Annotated in this window: 15 protein-coding genes and 1 pseudogene; 12 read left to right on the plus strand and 4 right to left on the minus strand. The window is 43.8% G+C overall.

The annotated features are described in order from the left end of the window. Window positions 1–259 precede the first annotated feature (259 nt). Both A3756_RS17635 and A3756_RS17640 read left to right on the plus strand, forming a co-directional pair. On the plus strand, window positions 260–1,132 hold the full coding sequence (locus A3756_RS17635; RefSeq protein WP_068508880.1) for a motility protein A: 873 nt from the start codon (window positions 260–262) through the stop codon (window positions 1,130–1,132). Between the two features lie 27 nt (window positions 1,133–1,159). Then, entirely contained in the window at window positions 1,160–1,963 is an 804-nt protein-coding gene (locus A3756_RS17640; RefSeq protein WP_068508878.1) for an OmpA family protein, read from the plus strand. Window positions 1,964–2,194: 231 nt separating this feature from the next. Here A3756_RS17640 and A3756_RS17645 read toward each other — a convergent pair whose 3' ends face one another. Then, window positions 2,195–3,502: a methyl-accepting chemotaxis protein gene (locus tag A3756_RS17645; RefSeq protein ID WP_082865343.1), complete on the minus strand. Its 1,308-nt coding sequence runs from the start codon at window positions 3,500–3,502 to the stop codon at window positions 2,195–2,197. Window positions 3,503–3,700: 198 nt separating this feature from the next. Next, window positions 3,701–4,564 (minus strand): LysR family transcriptional regulator, encoded by an 864-nt coding sequence (locus A3756_RS17650; protein ID WP_068508875.1) that lies wholly within the window; start codon window positions 4,562–4,564, stop codon window positions 3,701–3,703. 110 nt (window positions 4,565–4,674) lie between these two features. On the opposite strand from A3756_RS17650, the gene maoP reads away from it, so the two are divergent. The 9 genes and pseudogenes from maoP (at window position 4,675) to A3756_RS17690 (ending at window position 13,236) form a co-directional block, all read left to right on the plus strand. Then, window positions 4,675–5,031 carry a DUF413 domain-containing protein gene (maoP, locus tag A3756_RS17655; protein WP_068508873.1) on the plus strand — a complete coding sequence of 119 codons (357 nt, stop codon included), beginning with the start codon at window positions 4,675–4,677 and terminating at the stop codon, window positions 5,029–5,031. Between the two features lie 64 nt (window positions 5,032–5,095). After that, complete coding sequence (locus A3756_RS17660) at window positions 5,096–5,275, plus strand: hypothetical protein (RefSeq protein WP_068508871.1); 180 nt, start codon at window positions 5,096–5,098, stop codon at window positions 5,273–5,275. 70 nt (window positions 5,276–5,345) lie between these two features. Beyond that, window positions 5,346–5,753, plus strand: a pseudogene (locus A3756_RS27895) (ATP-dependent zinc protease); the annotation flags it as partial. A 42-nt stretch (window positions 5,754–5,795) separates the two neighbouring features. Further along, window positions 5,796–6,749, plus strand: coding sequence for a 30S ribosomal protein S6--L-glutamate ligase (gene rimK, locus A3756_RS17665; protein ID WP_231872125.1), 954 nt, complete (start codon window positions 5,796–5,798; stop codon window positions 6,747–6,749). A gap of 46 nt (window positions 6,750–6,795) precedes the next feature. Then, on the plus strand, window positions 6,796–8,703 hold the full coding sequence (gene speA / locus A3756_RS17670) for a biosynthetic arginine decarboxylase (RefSeq protein ID WP_068554120.1): 1,908 nt from the start codon (window positions 6,796–6,798) through the stop codon (window positions 8,701–8,703). 75 nt (window positions 8,704–8,778) lie between these two features. Further along, window positions 8,779–9,987, plus strand: a complete 1,209-nt coding sequence (locus A3756_RS17675; RefSeq protein ID WP_068554122.1) for a saccharopine dehydrogenase family protein — start codon at window positions 8,779–8,781, stop codon at window positions 9,985–9,987. Between the two features lie 40 nt (window positions 9,988–10,027). Beyond that, window positions 10,028–11,212, plus strand: a complete 1,185-nt coding sequence (nspC, locus tag A3756_RS17680) for a carboxynorspermidine decarboxylase (RefSeq protein WP_068509218.1) — start codon at window positions 10,028–10,030, stop codon at window positions 11,210–11,212. A 12-nt stretch (window positions 11,213–11,224) separates the two neighbouring features. Then, a complete protein-coding gene (speB, locus tag A3756_RS17685) occupies window positions 11,225–12,130 on the plus strand; it encodes an agmatinase (RefSeq protein WP_068509222.1) in 906 nt (301 codons plus the stop codon). Between the two features lie 149 nt (window positions 12,131–12,279). Beyond that, window positions 12,280–13,236, plus strand: coding sequence for an alpha/beta fold hydrolase (locus A3756_RS17690; RefSeq protein ID WP_082865344.1), 957 nt, complete (start codon window positions 12,280–12,282; stop codon window positions 13,234–13,236). A 136-nt stretch (window positions 13,237–13,372) separates the two neighbouring features. On the opposite strand, the gene A3756_RS17695 is transcribed toward A3756_RS17690, so the two are convergent. Both A3756_RS17695 and A3756_RS17700 read right to left on the minus strand, forming a co-directional pair. Beyond that, window positions 13,373–13,717 (minus strand): hypothetical protein, encoded by a 345-nt coding sequence (locus tag A3756_RS17695; protein WP_068509224.1) that lies wholly within the window; start codon window positions 13,715–13,717, stop codon window positions 13,373–13,375. 167 nt (window positions 13,718–13,884) lie between these two features. Continuing rightward, entirely contained in the window at window positions 13,885–14,184 is a 300-nt protein-coding gene (locus tag A3756_RS17700) for a DUF2782 domain-containing protein (protein WP_068509226.1), read from the minus strand. Window positions 14,185–14,336: 152 nt separating this feature from the next. Between A3756_RS17700 and polA the strand changes: the two genes are divergently transcribed. Further along, window positions 14,337–16,985 (plus strand): DNA polymerase I (polA, locus tag A3756_RS17705; protein WP_068554118.1); only part of this gene is annotated, 2,649 nt, incomplete at its 3' end.

The following is a 16,985-nucleotide window of genomic DNA, read 5'->3' on the forward strand; positions in this document are numbered from 1 at the left end:
CATAAACAGGCAAAAATATGACGGTTTTATTTGTTTGTGTTGACGAACTTTTGGCTCCTTTCTTCATACCTTAGATTGAAAGGCTAGTTTTTAATATTAGCTTTATATAAAGTATTTCAAGTTAATTTGTTATTTAACAATAGCTTAAGTTTAGTTTTCTAGGCTTTGCTTATCGCTTCAGGTTTTGTTTTTTCCAAAATCACCATTAGGCGCAGTTTATGCATATTCCATTAGAAATATTTATTGATGGAATAATCTCATGTCTTTTAAAGCTCTTTCCCGGCAGAAGCTAACGGGCCGCACTCTTGTTTTATTACTGTTGGCTGCCTTTGTTCTGGTGCTGGCCTTATCAAGCCTTGAACCTTTAAAGTTTTTGAACCTTCCAGGTTTGTTGCTTGTGGTTTTGGGAACGTTTACCGGGGCTGTCTTGAGTCACTCATTTGACGATTGCCTTGCCGCATTTCGACAAGCTTTTCCAAGAAATAAAGCCGAGCACTCTGACGTGGCAAACGAAGCCAATATCATTCTTCATTTTGCTCAGCTTTGGTTTAGAAACCAATACACCCTGATCGACCGGGATTTATCAAAACTGGATAAACCTTTTTTGAAAAAGGGGCTGCAGATGATCAGGGATCGCCAGCCAAGCGACGATATTCTTTCACTTCTCAATTGGCAGATTAGCCAGGTAAATTTAAATGAAGGGCGCTATATAGGCATCTTCCGCACCCTGGCGAATCTTGCACCGACTTTTGGTATTGCCGGTACCGTGCTGGCCTTGCTCAATATAGCTTTTATCTTGGAGCAGGGCAGAGCCGTTTCTGAGGCGGCAAGCCTTATGGGTTTTGCCTTGGTTAGTACCTTTTATGGTTTAATCCTGGCGAGCTTTGTATTCAAACCGATTGCTGAAAGGCTGGAGCAGCGTCGATTAAAAGAGGTTCAGCATATTACCTTGCTTGCAGAAGGTATTGTTCTGATTCACGAGCGTCGGACGCCTGCGGTGATTCGCGAGACCTTGATGACTTACATCGAAAGCATGAACGCATTATCAGCTAATCAGCAAACCACTAAAAAGCCAAAGCGAGCTTCGAAGAAGCCAATGTTAGTGAAATTTGGGCTTCAGCGCTCTGCTTAATAAACTTCTACTGCTTGAGAAACGTAAATGAGTAGTGCATTAAATCGCTCAGATAATTATTCAGACTTACGCCATAGGCGTCCTGCTGATAATTTCAAGGCCATGTTATCTAAAGTCGATGGCTTCGCAGAGAAGGCTCAGAAGAAGGACGCAAGCTCTTGGTCTGAAAAACTTCGACTTGCTAAGTTTCAATCAAGTGAAGGTGTGTCTGAGCAAGGCTCGAACTCTTCCATATTTGTTGATTTATTCCTGCTCATGCTAGCGCTGGGCTTATTGCTGTATTTAACGTTTCGCTCAGTGCAGGCACCTGTTTTGGCGCCTGTTGAGAAGCCTGCTGATTTGTCTGTGTTCACTGATGAACTGATGGATTTGACCGGTATTGGCCAAGAGGGTGGCGAACTTGATGCTTCAGTACTCGCCACGCTTATCAATACAGGAAACTTAAAACAGCATGTTCAAATAGAAGATTCTGAACCCTACCTAAGCTTGCAACTTAGTTCTCGTGTTCTTTTTAATGCAGGGTCTTATGACTTGGCTCGTTCAGGGGCGTCTATTTTGGATAGCTTGCTACCAGAGCTTCGAAAGCAAGCAAAGCCAATTGTTATTGAGGTTCACACAAATGGCTATGCATCCTTGTATGGCGAAATCACCTCCGAGCAGGAACTAAGCGAAAGACGCGCGGAAACCTTAATGGACTTCTTTATTTCTGAGGGAGTCGCAGAAGCTCGTATCAGTGCTAAAGGCTATGGTGACTCTAGACCAGCCAGAAAAGAAGACTCGGCTCAGGCGCAAGAGCTGAATCGCAGGGTGCTTTTGAAGCTAGAGAAATAGTGCTTTAGCTAAGCTTTGAATTTGCAGTTGTGCAAAAAAATAGATGAAGCTTAGCGTCGCTAAATTTGTTGCTATGATTAATACGCCACTTTTTTTGCTTTTGAAAGCAGACCTAAACCTAGCATTGCCGGCGAGATCTAAAGCAAGCATTTCGAAGCGCCACAAGCCTCATATTGGCGGGCTGTTTTTCACCTTCTGAAACAGAGGTAATATTGCAAGGTCTAAGAAATTCTAACGGTGCTGGATAAATTCATTAAGAATATCCAATACGCTATCTGATAAGCCAATAAGCTCTTCAACTGCACCCTGCAGAGATAATGGTTCAGCGCCTGCTCGTGCGACCTTATAGATTTCTATGCCCTTAGCGTGTACTTTCGGATGAACATCTTCATAAAGCTCTTTGAAGCGACTCTTGGAACTTAGCTGCTGTCCTTTATCAGACATTAGGTATTTCCCAAGGCGACATTGGGTATGATCTTTTAGCTCACTCTCTTGTACGCTGTTTTGTCCAAATAATGCAAAACGGATAACCTTATCTACCCACACAATATGGTCACTCTTGGCCATGCGAAGCAGTACATCATCGTTGCTTACATCAAAGTAGCTCAAACACTCTACTTGCAGGTCACGTAGATATTCGACATTTTTATACATATCTTTGAAAATGGTGAATGATTCATTAATGCCATCAGCGGTATTTTGCACACCTCTTGCCATATCTTGTGCTACGGAAGCTTGCTCTGTTGCTGCTGAGGCAATTTGAGCTGTTGCATCAACATTTTCTGTAGCAGCGGTTTGAGCATCAGAAATTGTTTGAACTAACTGTTTTCGGTCTTGATGAGAGTCTTCTAGTACACCAATAGTTTCTCCTACGATGCGTTCTACATCATTAGCTCCATTTACTACACCGCTCACAATAGATTGAATTTCACTCGCTGCTTCAGCACTGCGGTGAGCGAGTCCACGCACTTCATCGGCGACTACGGAAAATCCGCGTCCAAACTCTCCTGCTCGTGCGGCTTCAATAGCAGCGTTTAACGCGAGTAAATTCGTCTGATCAGCGATTTCATTAACAGTAGTCGTCAACTGAATGATACTTTTAGTTTGTTCAACAAAAGTTTCGGCATTACGCCCAACATCTTTGATAGATGATTCAATTGAGTCTAGCTTTTGAACAAGTAAACTAAGGGCGTCACTGCCTCTACCAGCCTCATCGCATGTATGCTGGGCACGCTCAAGTACCTGTTGACCAAGTGACTCTATTTCTTGCGCGGTAGCAGACATTTCTTCGATAGCGCTCGCTAGTTGAATCGATTCGGATACAACCTCATCTAACCGGCTGTTTAGCTGTAAACCTTCACGTCCAAACCTTGATACCACTTTTGCCGAATCAACTGTCTTGTCGGCGATTTTAAGAAGATCGGCGTCAGACTCGTTTTTTACGAACGGTAACAGCCATGCTGGGGCATTTGTTTCTGTCACTTCTCCGCTAGCAAGCTTTGAAAGCCAAAGAGTTACAGTAGATTCTTTTAAAAACATCAAGTATCCGCAGAATTAGAAAGGTATGGGGTATTATTTATAAAGCATCCATTAAATGAATATTAGACTGTAATTAAAATTATCGCCATACAAGGTCGCTTATTCTTATGGCGCTCGGTAATGTCTGCTTACGAGCTTTCTACGCCCCTCGTACTGGTTAATTAATTTAAAGGTGAATTTTTCCATTGGGTGCTCAGATCACACAAACGCTGGCTTTAGATCTTCTTCTTTTAGCAAATCAACTACGGATGAAACGATATCTTGTTTTTGCGACGCATCACTATGAACAGCATAAACTTCCCTTACAAATGACTCGGCACCGTGAATAGGGAATAACTGCTTAGATTGAACAAACTGTTCAACGAGTACCTTTGGTAATAAAGCTACCCCACCGTATGTCATTAGAAATTCCAAGGCTATATGAGTTTGTCCTGTATGTAGAATCGGTGTATGTGGTTGATTGAAGAGGCGAGCTTGAAGGACATTTACAGATGTTCCCCAGTCAACAAAAATATGTTTAGTTTTGGCAAGCTCTTCAGTTGCAGCCCAGTTTTGGTCAGATACAAACATTAACTCGACCTTGCCAATTTTAGTGAGAACTAATTCCGTAACACTTGGCGGGTCTAGTAAAACAGCTATATCGATACGTCCACCTAACAAGGCCCTCGTCAAATCTTGAGGACTGCTAATTTCAGTCCGAATGTTTAAACCGTCAAAGGTATCGACCACTTTTGGTAAAAGTGACTGTAGAAAAGTGTCCCAGAGGTTTGAGGTGCTGCCCAAAGCGATCTGCATATCCAGCTGGCCAGCCGCACCTACATCCTGTAGTGCTGACTGCCACGATGTGAGTACATTTTCAGCATGGGGTAATAAACGTTCGCCCGAGGGGGTTAATAGTATGTTATTACGCTCGCGCGTAAACAAACTCATTCCAACACTTTCTTCCAGCTGCTTAATTCGAAAGCTTACAGCAGATTGGGTTAAGCAAAGATTTTCTGCTGCTTTCCCGAAGTGTCGAGTCTTGGAAACTTCCATAAAAGTGCGCAGAAGATCTGTATTCATATCGATTAAAAATATTTATCGTAATTAGAAAAAAAGTTCATTTTACAGCATAAATCGATTGAAAGCATAATCGCGCGAAATAAGATGGTTAGATTATATTAGGCAAAAATATGGCTAATAAACAAGCATTCCACACAACGGGTAAATTTTGGGCTATAGAGCATTTTCCAAAAGGAATAGCAAGAAGCGGCCACTTTACTAAAGAACAAGCACAATTACTCGAAGATTATGGTAAGTCATACAAGGCTCTCTATGGCGGAGAGCTAAAGCCTAGGTGTGATGAAGAGAAAGAGTTTGTATCCGTTTTTATGGGGAAAAAAGAGGCCTCTAGCATTCATGAAAGAGCGTGGAAACGCTTCTTAGAAGTAAGCAATCAAAGGCAGCGCTTACACATTTCTATGGGCGCCCAGCCTTCTTCATCAGTAGATTTTTCATCTTATGATGATGACAGCAACTTAAGCGATTAGGCCTTCTCAATAAGGGGATCTAATTTACTAATCGATAATTTTTATTTATCAGGAAATTATGAACATGAATATGAATAAGTTCATCGCTGTTCTGGCCTTGGTCATACCTATGTTGATTCCGAACTTTTCTCTCGCAGAAGAACCTCAAACTAAAGAAGAGCAATGCGCTCAATACGGCTCCTATCAAGATAGTGATGGTATTTGGCAAACATGCGACCCTGAGGAAACTGAATCCACTGATTAGTGATTCCGTTCCCTCACCAGTAACGCTATACGTCTTTTATATTCAACCTATTCGCACACCGGAGTCACCTATGTCACCAAGCGATAACAAAGTAGTCATTGGTAGCGAGGAGTGGTGCGCATTTCCCGAGCTAGGAATCCCGGCCATAAAAGCGCGTGTGGATTCGGGGGCAAAAACATCGTCTATTCATGCTTTCAACATTCAGCAATTTCGTAGAGATGGGGCTGCATGGGTGAGTTTTGAAGTGCACCCGCTTCAGAATAATCGCCGTACAGTTATCAGGTGTGAGCGCCCGATCATAGACAAGCGAGTTGTTAAAAGCTCTAGTGGCGTCTCAGAAACCCGTTTTGTTGTGCAAGCGCCACTAAAAATTGGTGAAATGATTTGGGAAGTAGAGTTAACGCTTGCTAATAGAGACTCCATGGGTTTCAGAATGCTTCTTGGGAGAGAAGCTATGGTAGGCCGGATGCTTGTTGACCCTGAACAAGAAGACTTGATGGGTGCAATTTCACAAGAAACAATCGATGGATATTATGGAAAAAAGGAACCTGAAAAGAGTGGTCTTAAGATCGCCCTGCTCGCAAGCAATGAAGAGCTGTATAGCAACCAGAGATTACTGGAGGCTGGCGAAGAGCGAGGCCATGAAATGGTTTTCCTCAATGTTAAGCAATGCTATATGAAACTGGATGCACTGGAACCTGAAGCGCATTATCGCGGAGGAACGATACTTAATGATTTGGATGCTGTCATTACAAGAATAAGACCTAGCGTGACATTTTACGGAACCGCATTAGCTCGCCAATTTGAAAGCATGGGGATCTATACAACGAACTCCTCAGCTGCAATTTCACAGTCCAGAGACAAACTGTTCTCTTTGCAACTCATGCTCAAGAGTGGCATCAATATTCCAACGACTGGTTTTGCTAACTCACCAATAGACACAAATGACCTCATTGAAATGGTGGGCGGCGCACCCTTGATCGTGAAACTTCTTGAAGGCACACAGGGGCGAGGTGTCGTTCTGGCCGAAACAAAAAAAGCAGCAGAAAGTGTTATCAACGCCTTCAAGTCTTTGAGGGCTAACTTGCTTGTGCAAAAATTTATTAAAGAGGCAAATGGCAAAGATTTACGATGTTTTGTTATTGATGGAAAAGTTGTTGCTTCAATAGAGCGCTCAGCAGCCCCTGGTGAGTTCAGAGCGAATATCCATCAAGGCGGGTCGGCGTCAATCGTAAAAATAACCAAAGAAGAAAGAGCATTAGCAGTGAAGGCTGCTAAAGTATTAGGTCTTCAGGTTGCTGGCGTTGATATTATACGGTCTGATTCCGGTCCGTTATTGCTTGAGGTGAATTCTTCCCCAGGTCTTGAAGGCATTGAGACAGCGACACGTAAAGATATCGCTGGCATGGTTATATCTTCGATAGAGAAGAAGCTTAAGTGGAAGAGACAGCTACCAACTATTGAAAGCGAGTAAGTCGACTTCTTCGCATCAAACGATAACAACGATTCAGGAGCTAGTATTGGATCAGCAACAAGATAAACCGAGTAAAATTAAGCAGAACATCGACCGGTACGGTATAGATCACTGGGGTAATGACTACTTCGGAGTTTCTGATGAAGGCTGTGTCACGGCGAAAACCTTGAATGTCTCTATTCCTTTGATGAACATTGTAGAAGGAATGATCGATCGGGACCTTCAGATGCCGGTTTTGTTGCGAGTCGAAAATATTCTAGATGCTCAAATTAAGCGCCTAAATGATGCCTTTGCTGAGGCGATAGAAAAGTTAAACTATCAATCACCTTATCGGGGTGTTTATCCGATCAAGGTAAATCAACAAGCGCAGGTTGTTGAAGAGATTGCCAGTTTTGGTGCTCGTTTCAAGCATGGCCTTGAAGTCGGCAGTAAACCTGAAATGATTGCTGCGCTATCGACACTTGAAGAGCCGGGCAGTTTGATTATCTGTAACGGCTATAAAGATGAAGAGTTTATTGAGCTTGGTTTACAAGCAACCAAACTGGGCTTCCTATGCGTTTTTGTGATTGAAACCTTAACCGAGCTGCCCATTATTATAAGATTGAGCCGCCAAATGAACATTCAACCCCACATTGGTGTGCGGGTGAAAATGACCTCTCAAGTCAGTGGGCATTGGAATTCAACGAGCGGTGATCGCAGTGTGTTTGGTCTAACTAGCACACAACTTATCGATGTGGTTGATAAGCTAAAGCAAGAGAACATGCTGCACTGCCTCGAATTATTGCACTGCCACTTAGGTTCACAAATCCCCAGCATTCATGATATTCGAAGTGGTGTCGTAGAAGCCTGCCGCTATTTTACTGACCTAATGAGTGAGGGTGCAGAATTAACCCATATAGATTTGGGTGGTGGCTTAGCGGTTGATTATACCGGCGCACAAAGCAATGACGATAAAAGTCGTAACTACACGCTTGAAGAATATTGTGAAGATATTGTCGATACTCTCAAGCAAACCTTGGACGACCATAATATTCCTCACCCAACGATTGTCACGGAATCTGGGCGAGCAACTGTCGCTTACTCTTCAATTCTGCTGTTCAATATTCTAGATACCAATATTTTTGAACCAATCAGTCTGCCCGAACCATCGCCTGAGGAGCATCAACTACTCACAAAGATTCGTGAGATAAAAGACTACCTATCGCCACGGCGAGTACAGGAGTGTTATAACGATGCGCATTTTTATCGTGATGAAGTGCGTGCTTTATTCAAGCGTGGGCAGCTCTCATTAAGAGAGCGATCAATCGCAGAAAACTTATTTCTCGATGTTCTTCATTGTATCGCAGACCTGTTAGATACAATGGATAAAACGCCACCAGACCTGGAAGACCTTAAGCTATCGTTGGCAGATATCTACTATGGAAACTTTAGCCTATTTCAATCGCTGCCAGACATATGGGCGATTGATCAACTGTTTCCGATTATGCCAATTCACAGGCTGCATGAGACGCCAACACGTCAGGCAGTGCTGGCGGATATAACCTGTGACTGCGATGGAAAAATTGATAAATTTATCAACGAATTCGGCACAGCAAAAACACTCCCATTACACCCGATTAAAGAAGGTGAAGAGTATTACTTGGGGGTGTTTCTGGTCGGCGCTTATCAGGAAACCTTAGGTGATCTGCATAACTTGTTTGGCGATACTAATGTCGTCAGCGTGCGTCTGAACGCTGATGGCAGCTTTGATTTCGTTAAAGAAATTCATGGAGACACCATATCTGACGTACTCAGCTATGTAGAGTATCAACCTAAAAATATGATGCTCAACTACCGAAATACGGCTGAGAGAGCGGTAAAAGAAGGACGAATTACAGCACGAGAGCGTCAGCAGATGATCAAAACCTTTAACTCGAGTATGCAAGGTTACACCTACTACGAGAGAGAACATTGAGCCGTAATAGCGCTTAGCTAAGGCTATATTATTGAATAAGATTATTGTAACAACTGAAAGAACAGGACTATGACTATGGCAAAAGTATTGATTATCGGCGCTGGTGGCGTCGGTCAAGTCGTTGCGCAAAAATGCGCTCAATTACCCGATATTTTTACCGAGATTACGCTTGCTAGCCGGACAGAATCTAAGTGCAAAGCAATCGCCAAGCAGATACAAGAAAACTATCAGCGGACAATCGAAACGGCTCAGGTTGACGCCGATAAGGTTCCTGAATTAGTCGCGCTCTTAGAGAAAGTTAAACCGTTTATGGTCATTAATGTTGCCTTGCCTTATCAGGATCTGACGATCATGGATGCCTGCTTGGAAGCGGGTGTTCACTACCTTGATACGGCGAATTACGAACCATTAGATACGGCAAAATTCGAGTATAAATGGCAGTGGGAATATCAAGAACGTTTTGAGAAAGCAGGCTTGATGGCATTGCTGGGCTCAGGGTTTGACCCAGGTGCAACCAACATGTTTACTGCCTATATTGCCAAACACTATTTCGATGAGATCCACTATCTTGACATTATCGATGTAAACGGTGGTGATCACGGCTACCCCTTCGCGACAAACTTCAACCCTGAAATCAACATTAGAGAAGTCACCGCAGAGTGCCGCCATTGGGAAGATGGTGAGTTTGTAGCGACGCCTGCCATGTCGACACAGCAGAGCTTCACCTGCCCAGATGGCGTAGGCACCTACAATATTTTCCGAATGTATCATGAAGAGCTTGAGTCCTTAACCAAGCACTACCCTTCAATTAAGCGTGCGCAATTTTGGATGAGTTTTGGCGATAGCTATCTCAAACACCTAGAGGTCTTAGGGAATGTTGGGATGACAGGAATTGAGCCGATTGAATTCCAAGGCCAGGAAATTGTACCTATCCAGTTTCTGAAAGCCTTGCTACCAGACCCGTCTACTCTAGGCCCTCGCACTAAGGGTAAAACCTGCATCGGTTGTGTGGTCCGTGGCCTTAAAGATGGCAAAGAGAAAACAGTTTATTTGTACAACGTCAAAGATCATCAAGACTGCTACCAAGAGGTTCAATCTCAAGCGATCTCGTATACCACAGGAGTTCCAGCGATGATTGGTGCGAAAATCATGATCGAAGGCCATTGGATGAAGCCCGGTGTCTGGAATATGGAGCAGCTTGATCCAGACGCCTTTATGAGTGATATGAATGCCTATGGCTTATCGTGGAAAGTCATTGAAAACCCAGGGTTTGATTTGATCTAATGCTTAGTTCTATTTGCTTAGACGTTGGTAGGAAATAGGCATGGTTAAAGCAAAAACCTTTGAAGCGTTCGACCCAGCACGGGTGCCTTCTCCTTGCTTTGTCGTGGATGAAGTCGCAATAGAAAAGAACCTTAAAATACTGAACGAGGTACAGGAAAAGTCGGGCGCCAAAATATTATTGGCGCTTAAGGCTTTCTCTATGTTTAGCCTCGCGCCGCTTATCAACAAATACCTGGTAGGCACTTGTGCCAGTGGTTTGCACGAGGCACGTTTAGGCTATGAAGAGTTCGGTGGCAAAGACTTGGGTCAAGAGGTTCATACCTTTTCAGCCGCCTACACTGAGCATGACTTAGAAGAGATTATGGCAATCTCGAAACACGTCGTGTTCAACTCGTTCGGTCAGTGGGAGCGATTTAAAGAGAATGCCAAACGAGCCAAACAGGCTCGGCCTGACTTAGAGTTCGGTTTAAGGATCAACCCTTTGCACTCCGAGGGCACAACACCGATCTACGACCCTTGTGCGCCAGGCTCACGTCTGGGGATTCCAAGATCGGCGTTTAAAGATTGTAGCCTGGATGGTATAAGCGGTTTACACTTTCATACCTTATGCGAACAAGGTTTTGACGCGCTTGATAGAACACTTGCCGAAATTGAAAAACAATTTGCTGACATTCTACCTCGGCTTGAATGGGTGAATTTTGGTGGCGGACATCATATTACCCATCCAGACTACGACGTTGGCGCTTTGATCGAACGCATCAAACTATTTCAAGATCGCTACCAACTGCAAGTTTATTTAGAGCCAGGTGAAGCCATTGCAATTCACACAGGAGTATTAGTATCAGAGGTACTAGACCTTACCTACAATACTGTTGATCTTGCGATTCTGGACACCTCTGCCACCTGTCATATGCCTGATACAATTGAAATGCCTTATCGAGCTGATATTTTTGGTGCCGGAGCAAGTGATGAATTTACTTATAACTATCGTTTAGGCGGGCAGACTTGTTTAGCGGGTGACGTCATGGGCGATTACAGTTTTCAAGAGCCCTTAAGCATTGGCCAAAGACTGATGTTTGACGACATGACACATTACACCATGGTCAAAACCAATACCTTTAATGGCATTGGTTTACCGGCTATCGCGATCTGGAATTCAGAAACTGATACGCTTCGAATAGTCAAAGAGTTCGGCTATGACGACTTCAAAAACCGTTTATCATAAGGGGCATAGAGCATGGATTTAGACACAAACGAATTTGACCAACTCGCAGCGCCTGGCTATCCCATTTTTTTAGGTTCAGAGTTTAAACACCCTAAACCTGAAGACGCCTTTTTTCATATTTTGCCCATACCCTATGAGGAGTCTGTTTCTTACGGCGGCGGCACAGGCTTAGGTCCAGCGGCTATTTTAGAAGCTTCCTGGCAGCTTGAAACTTGGGACGGTACAAGTAATCCTAGTACGAAAGGTATTTATACTCACCCTCCTGTCGACATGGCAGGAAGTGCAGAGCAAGTCATTGCAAACATCGCACTTGCCACAACAAATATAATTGAGCGCGGTGGTTTCCCTATTGGCTTAGGCGGCGAACATACGGTGACCTATGGCATTATTAAAGGGCTTCTGGATGCTGGCATAGATGACTTTGGTGTGGTGCAAATCGATGCCCATGCCGACTTGCGCGAAGCGTACGAAGGCAACCCGTATAGCCACGCCTCCGTAATGAAACGCATCGTTGATTTGGGTGTCCCTTTATTTCAGCTGGGTATTCGCGCGTACTGCGAAGAAGAAATGCGGACTCGCAAAGCACACGGTGTACGTCATATCGATGCGGACATTTTAGTGCCCCAAAATATCCAAAAAATAGATTTGCCTGATAACTTCCCGAGCAAAGTGTTCTTTACGCTAGACATTGATGGCATGGACCCTTCCGTATTTCCCTCAACAGGCACGCCCGTGCCAGGTGGGCTTGGCTGGTATCAAACATTGTCCTTATTTGAGTCAGTCGCAAAACAATGCGAAATCATCGGTTTCGATATTACCGAGTTCGCACCAATCAAAGGCTTTCATGCTTACGAATTTTCGGCAGCACTCCTGACATATAAAATGATGGGCATTATTGAAAGGCTTCAATCTAGGTAATTTACCCACCGGTAAGATTCATTTCTCATTATTGTGGCTCTCTTTAAGTCTGAATTGGCATTACTCTAACTGACCAAATAAATGTCCATCTCACAGAGTGTTTGTTCTTTGTGGGTAAGGTTATATGAGTTCCTTAAGATAGGTTGATTATGAGAATTAGAAAAAAAGCCGCGCTAACTGTTTTGGGTCTGCTGATATGTGTTGTCAGTGTAAGCTTCTTGTATGTAAAGCGCCTTGCTAAAGGTGACCTGCCAAAGTGGGACCCTGAAGGCTATTTAACAGTCGATGCCAATGGCATGAAATTCTCGGTAAATGTTCGTGGCGATAAGGTAAATACGCCGGTTATATTACTTCATGGCTTTCCTGAGTCTGCGGTTATGTGGGATAAGCTTATGGATGAGCTTGCGACCAAAGATTACTACGCTATTGCCCCCAACCAGCGTGGCTATAGTTCAGACGCTAGACCTGGCGAGCTTAAGTCGTATGAATTAGATTACCTGGTTTCTGATGTGTTACAGATTGCTGATAATCTAGGGATAAAGAAATTTCACTTAGTGGGCCATGATTGGGGTGCTGGTGTGGGTTGGAAGCTCGCGGCTGACTATCCCGATCGTGTGATCAGTTATGTGGCTATTTCAGTGCCTCATATTGATTCTTTCGGAAAGGCCTACAGAGAAGATCCGGATCAATACGAATCAAGTGACTATATTCGCTTCTTTCAGAAAAAGACCATACCCGAATATGTCTTAGCTCAAAATGATTATGAAAAATTGCGAGCTGTTTGGACTAGTCATGAGGATGCAGAAACTGAACACTACTTAAATATCCTCAAACAAGAGCATGCACTAACGAGCGCTTTAAACTGGTATCGCGCAAACTTTCCAGCATTTGATGTCGGTTTAAACATTGGACAAGTTGATGTACCAACGACTTTTATATGGGGTAATCAGGATGTAGCGTTAAAGCGCTCGGGGGTTGTGGGTACGCGTGACTTGGTTAGTGCTGAGTATGAGGTTATTGAGATGGAAGCGGGCCACTGGGTTATTCAAGAAAAATACGAAGAGTTATCTCGCCATATTCTTGGCCATCTTGCAAAGCAGCGTTGAAATTTGCTGCCTGGATTTTGAGGCAAAAAAATACCCACCAAGTTTAATTAGATTAGTATCTGATAAACAGGGCGGGTGAAACTTCGCTGCTAAAGGGGTTGGTATAGCAGCGTTGTTTTTAAAACTCTAGAGTAAGCTAAGCTGTTTCAGCTTCTTTCTTTGGTGCTGCTTTTTTAGCTGGTGCTTTTTTAGCTGCTGCTTTTTTAGCTGGTGCCTTCTTTGCTGGAGCTGCTTCTTCTTTCTCGATTTTAGAGATGATGTCTGAAGCGTAGTCAGCAACGATCTTGTTTACTTCACGTGCTTTGCTATAAGCGATGTCAGAAACTTCGTCGTGCTTAGCTTTTACAGTGTCTAGCTTGTATAGCTTTTCGATGTACTCGAAAGATGCAGCTGCAAGTGCTTTGTGCTGCTCTTCAACAGTAGCGATTGCTTTTTCAACGATGTCTTGAACTTGCTCTTGGTAAGATTTGATAGTGCCCATGATAGTATCCTTTTCTCTGTAAGTATCTCAGCGCTGTGGATTTAATTTCCACAAATTCTTAATTCACCACCAACGATACGCTGATAAATTAGAATATTCATACTAAGCAAAGGTATTAACGCAAATAAATTGTTGGGCTTGGCAAGGAGGACGTTAAGAGGGAAGTGCTACCACTCGAACAATACCCAGCTAGGCACAAGGACTTGTGAGCGATCTTCGCGGATCCAGGCATTGCCATCCTGAGGCACTAAATAATAAGTAGGGCCAATCTTTGGAACGACTTTAATTTCTTTTAGAACGCCATTCACACGATATTCGTAAAAAGTTTTGTTATCCTCATTGCGAATAACGATCTCAGGCTCAGCAGGCTGAATAGATTCCTCTGCATGTGCGGATGTTATAGCGAACATGCTGGCTTGAGTTGCGAGTAGAGTTACTAATAAAGTTGGGCGTAATATCTTTCGCATATGAACTCCTGTATGAGCGTTGACGAATAAAAATATCTGTTCTGTATTGTCGTTTTTTCTTACTATACCACTGTGCCAGTGATTACTCACCGGACTTTTAATTTCAAAACCCAGCTCTTACCAGCATCTAAACAATTATAGATACGCAATTTATGACAACAAATACCGAGCAATCTCAAACACTTCCTACCGTTTTGGTGGATGGATCATCTTATTTATTCCGGGCTTTTCATGGTTTACCTCCTTTAGTTAATTCTAAAGGCCAGCCAACCGGAGCAATTAAAGGTGTGATCAGCATGCTTAGAAGGCTGGAAACCGACTATCCAGGCTCTAAAGTAATTGTGGTTTTTGACGCTAAAGGTAAGAACTTTCGTCATGAAATTTACCCTGACTATAAAGCGAATCGTCCACCGATGCCTGATGATTTACGTTCTCAGATCGCGCCGATTCACGAGATCATTGAAGCAATGGGTTTGCCTTTACTCATCATTCCTGATGTCGAAGCGGATGATGTGATTGGTGCCTTGGCGCATCAGGCAACGCAAAAGAAGATCGATGTGGTGATCTCAACTGGCGATAAGGATATGGCTCAGTTAGTGACAGAGCATGTGACGCTGATCAATACCATGACCGATACCAAAATGGATATTCAAGGCGTCGAAGATAAGTTCGGCGTTCGCCCTGATCAGATCATTGACTACTTAGCTTTGGTTGGCGATTCGGTTGATAATATTCCCGGCGTGCCGAAGTGTGGCCCGAAGACGGCGGTAAAGTGGTTAACGGCTTATGGTAGCATGCAGGGTGTTATTGATAGTGCCGATGAGGTGAAAGGTAAAGTTGGCGAGAACCTGCGTGATAGCTTATCGTTTCTACCGATGTCTTATGAGTTGGCAACGATCAAAACTGAAATAGATTTGCCGGAAGCGCTAGAGGATATCAGCCACAAAGAAACTGACCACCGACGATTGTTAGCACTATTTAGCGAGTATGAATTCCGGTCTTGGGTCACTGCCCAAGAAAGAGCCTTGAACAGTGCGGGAGATGATGCGGAACAAGCAGAAGAGCCGGTAGTTGAGCATAATTGCGACTACCAGACTATTCTTGACAAAGATGCGTTTGCGCTTTGGTTTAACAAACTTAAGTCGGCGGACTTATTTGCTTTTGATACCGAGACCACCAGCCTCAACTATATGGAAGCCGAGGTGGTAGGTGTTTCCTTCGCCTGTAATGCAGAGGAAGCAGCTTATGTGCCTTTTTGTCATGATTACTTGGATGCGCCCGAGCAGTTAGATAAAGATTGGGTACTTGATCAACTAAAGCCACTTCTGGAGAGTAGTGAGCAGCTTAAAGTTGGCCAAAACCTGAAATACGATAAAAGTGTATTGGCCAATCATGGTATTGAGCTTCAAGGTATTGCGCACGATACGATGATTGAATCTTATGTGCTGAACTCCACGGGAAGTCGTCACGACATGGATACTCTGGCCGAGAAGTACTTGGGCAGAAAAACCATCCACTTTGAAGATATCGCCGGGAAGGGAGCCAAACAGCTTACCTTCAACCAAATAGCTCTAGAGCAAGCCGGGCCTTATGCCGCAGAAGATGCCGAGATTACTTTGGCGCTTCACCATGCAATCTATCCGCAATTAGAAAAGATTGAAGGGCTGGCGAAGGTTTATCATGAAATAGATAAGCCTCTGTTGTCGATTCTGTCAAAAATAGAACGCACAGGTGCGGTGGTTGACGCTCATATTCTAGGGCAGCAGAGTCAGGAATTAGCCGAACGAATTGTTGAGCTAGAGCGTGAAGCTTATGACTTGGCGGGTGAAGAGTTCAACTTAAGTTCACCAAAACAGTTGCAAGCGATATTCTTTGAGAAACTAGGGTTGCCGATCATCAAGAAGACGCCCAAGGGTCAACCTTCAACCGCCGAGCCGGTCTTACAGGAATTAGCACTTGACTACCCGCTGCCTAAGTTAATTCTTGAGCACCGTAGTCTGGCAAAACTCAAGTCGACTTATACCGATAAACTTCCGCAGTTGATTAATCCGGGAACAGGGAGAATTCATACTTCTTATCATCAGGCTGTCACCGCGACAGGGCGTTTATCTTCTAGTGATCCGAACTTGCAGAATATTCCGATTCGAAGCACCGAAGGTCGAAAGATTCGTCAGGCTTTTGTTGCACCCGACGGTTATAAGCTTATCGCAGCCGACTATTCGCAAATAGAACTGAGAATTATGGCGCACTTGTCTCAAGATAAGGGCTTGTTGGAGGCATTTGCTCAAGGAGAAGACGTACACCGTGCGACTGCTGCAGAAGTCTTCGATGTTTCTGTTGAAGAGGTGAGTGCTGATCAGCGCCGCAAAGCCAAAGCCATTAACTTTGGTTTGATTTACGGTATGTCGGCATTTGGTTTGGCGAAGCAAATCAATGTATCTCGAAAAGAAGCAGCGCAATATATTGATCGTTATTTCGAACGTTACCCAGGTGTACTTGAGTACATGGATAGAATCCGGGCTCAAGCACATGATGATGGTTATGTCGAAACCGTTTTTGGTCGTCGTTTATATCTTCCTGAGATAAATGCTCGAAATAAAATGCTTCAGCAAGCAGCAGAGCGGACGGCGATTAATGCACCAATGCAAGGTACGGCGGCAGATATTATCAAAAAGGCGATGATAAAGGTCGATGCCGCACTTGAAGGTGCTGGTCTTGACGCAAAAATGATTATGCAGGTGCATGATGAATTGGTGGTTGAAGTCGCTGAGGGCCAGGTTGAAGGTGTCAAAGCTTTACTG

The sequence above is a fragment of the Oleiphilus sp. HI0086 genome, assembly GCF_001635225.1.

Excerpts from the sequence above, each read along its gene's own strand:
- A3756_RS17640 (WP_068508878.1), top strand. The coding sequence starts at position 1,160 with ATGAGTAGTGCATTAAATCGCTCAGATAATTATTCAGACTTACGCCAT.
- A3756_RS17650 (WP_068508875.1), bottom strand. The coding sequence starts at position 4,564 with ATGAATACAGATCTTCTGCGCACTTTTATGGAAGTTTCCAAGACTCGA.
- A3756_RS17645 (WP_082865343.1), bottom strand. The coding sequence starts at position 3,502 with ATGTTTTTAAAAGAATCTACTGTAACTCTTTGGCTTTCAAAGCTTGCT.
- A3756_RS17635 (WP_068508880.1), top strand. The coding sequence starts at position 260 with ATGTCTTTTAAAGCTCTTTCCCGGCAGAAGCTAACGGGCCGCACTCTT.
- A3756_RS17695 (WP_068509224.1), bottom strand. The coding sequence starts at position 13,717 with ATGGGCACTATCAAATCTTACCAAGAGCAAGTTCAAGACATCGTTGAA.
- A3756_RS17690 (WP_082865344.1), top strand. The coding sequence starts at position 12,280 with ATGAGAATTAGAAAAAAAGCCGCGCTAACTGTTTTGGGTCTGCTGATA.
- nspC (WP_068509218.1), top strand. The coding sequence starts at position 10,028 with ATGGTTAAAGCAAAAACCTTTGAAGCGTTCGACCCAGCACGGGTGCCT.
- A3756_RS17675 (WP_068554122.1), top strand. The coding sequence starts at position 8,779 with ATGGCAAAAGTATTGATTATCGGCGCTGGTGGCGTCGGTCAAGTCGTT.
- A3756_RS17660 (WP_068508871.1), top strand. The coding sequence starts at position 5,096 with ATGAATATGAATAAGTTCATCGCTGTTCTGGCCTTGGTCATACCTATG.
- speB (WP_068509222.1), top strand. The coding sequence starts at position 11,225 with ATGGATTTAGACACAAACGAATTTGACCAACTCGCAGCGCCTGGCTAT.
- maoP (WP_068508873.1), top strand. The coding sequence starts at position 4,675 with ATGGCTAATAAACAAGCATTCCACACAACGGGTAAATTTTGGGCTATA.
- A3756_RS17700 (WP_068509226.1), bottom strand. The coding sequence starts at position 14,184 with ATGCGAAAGATATTACGCCCAACTTTATTAGTAACTCTACTCGCAACT.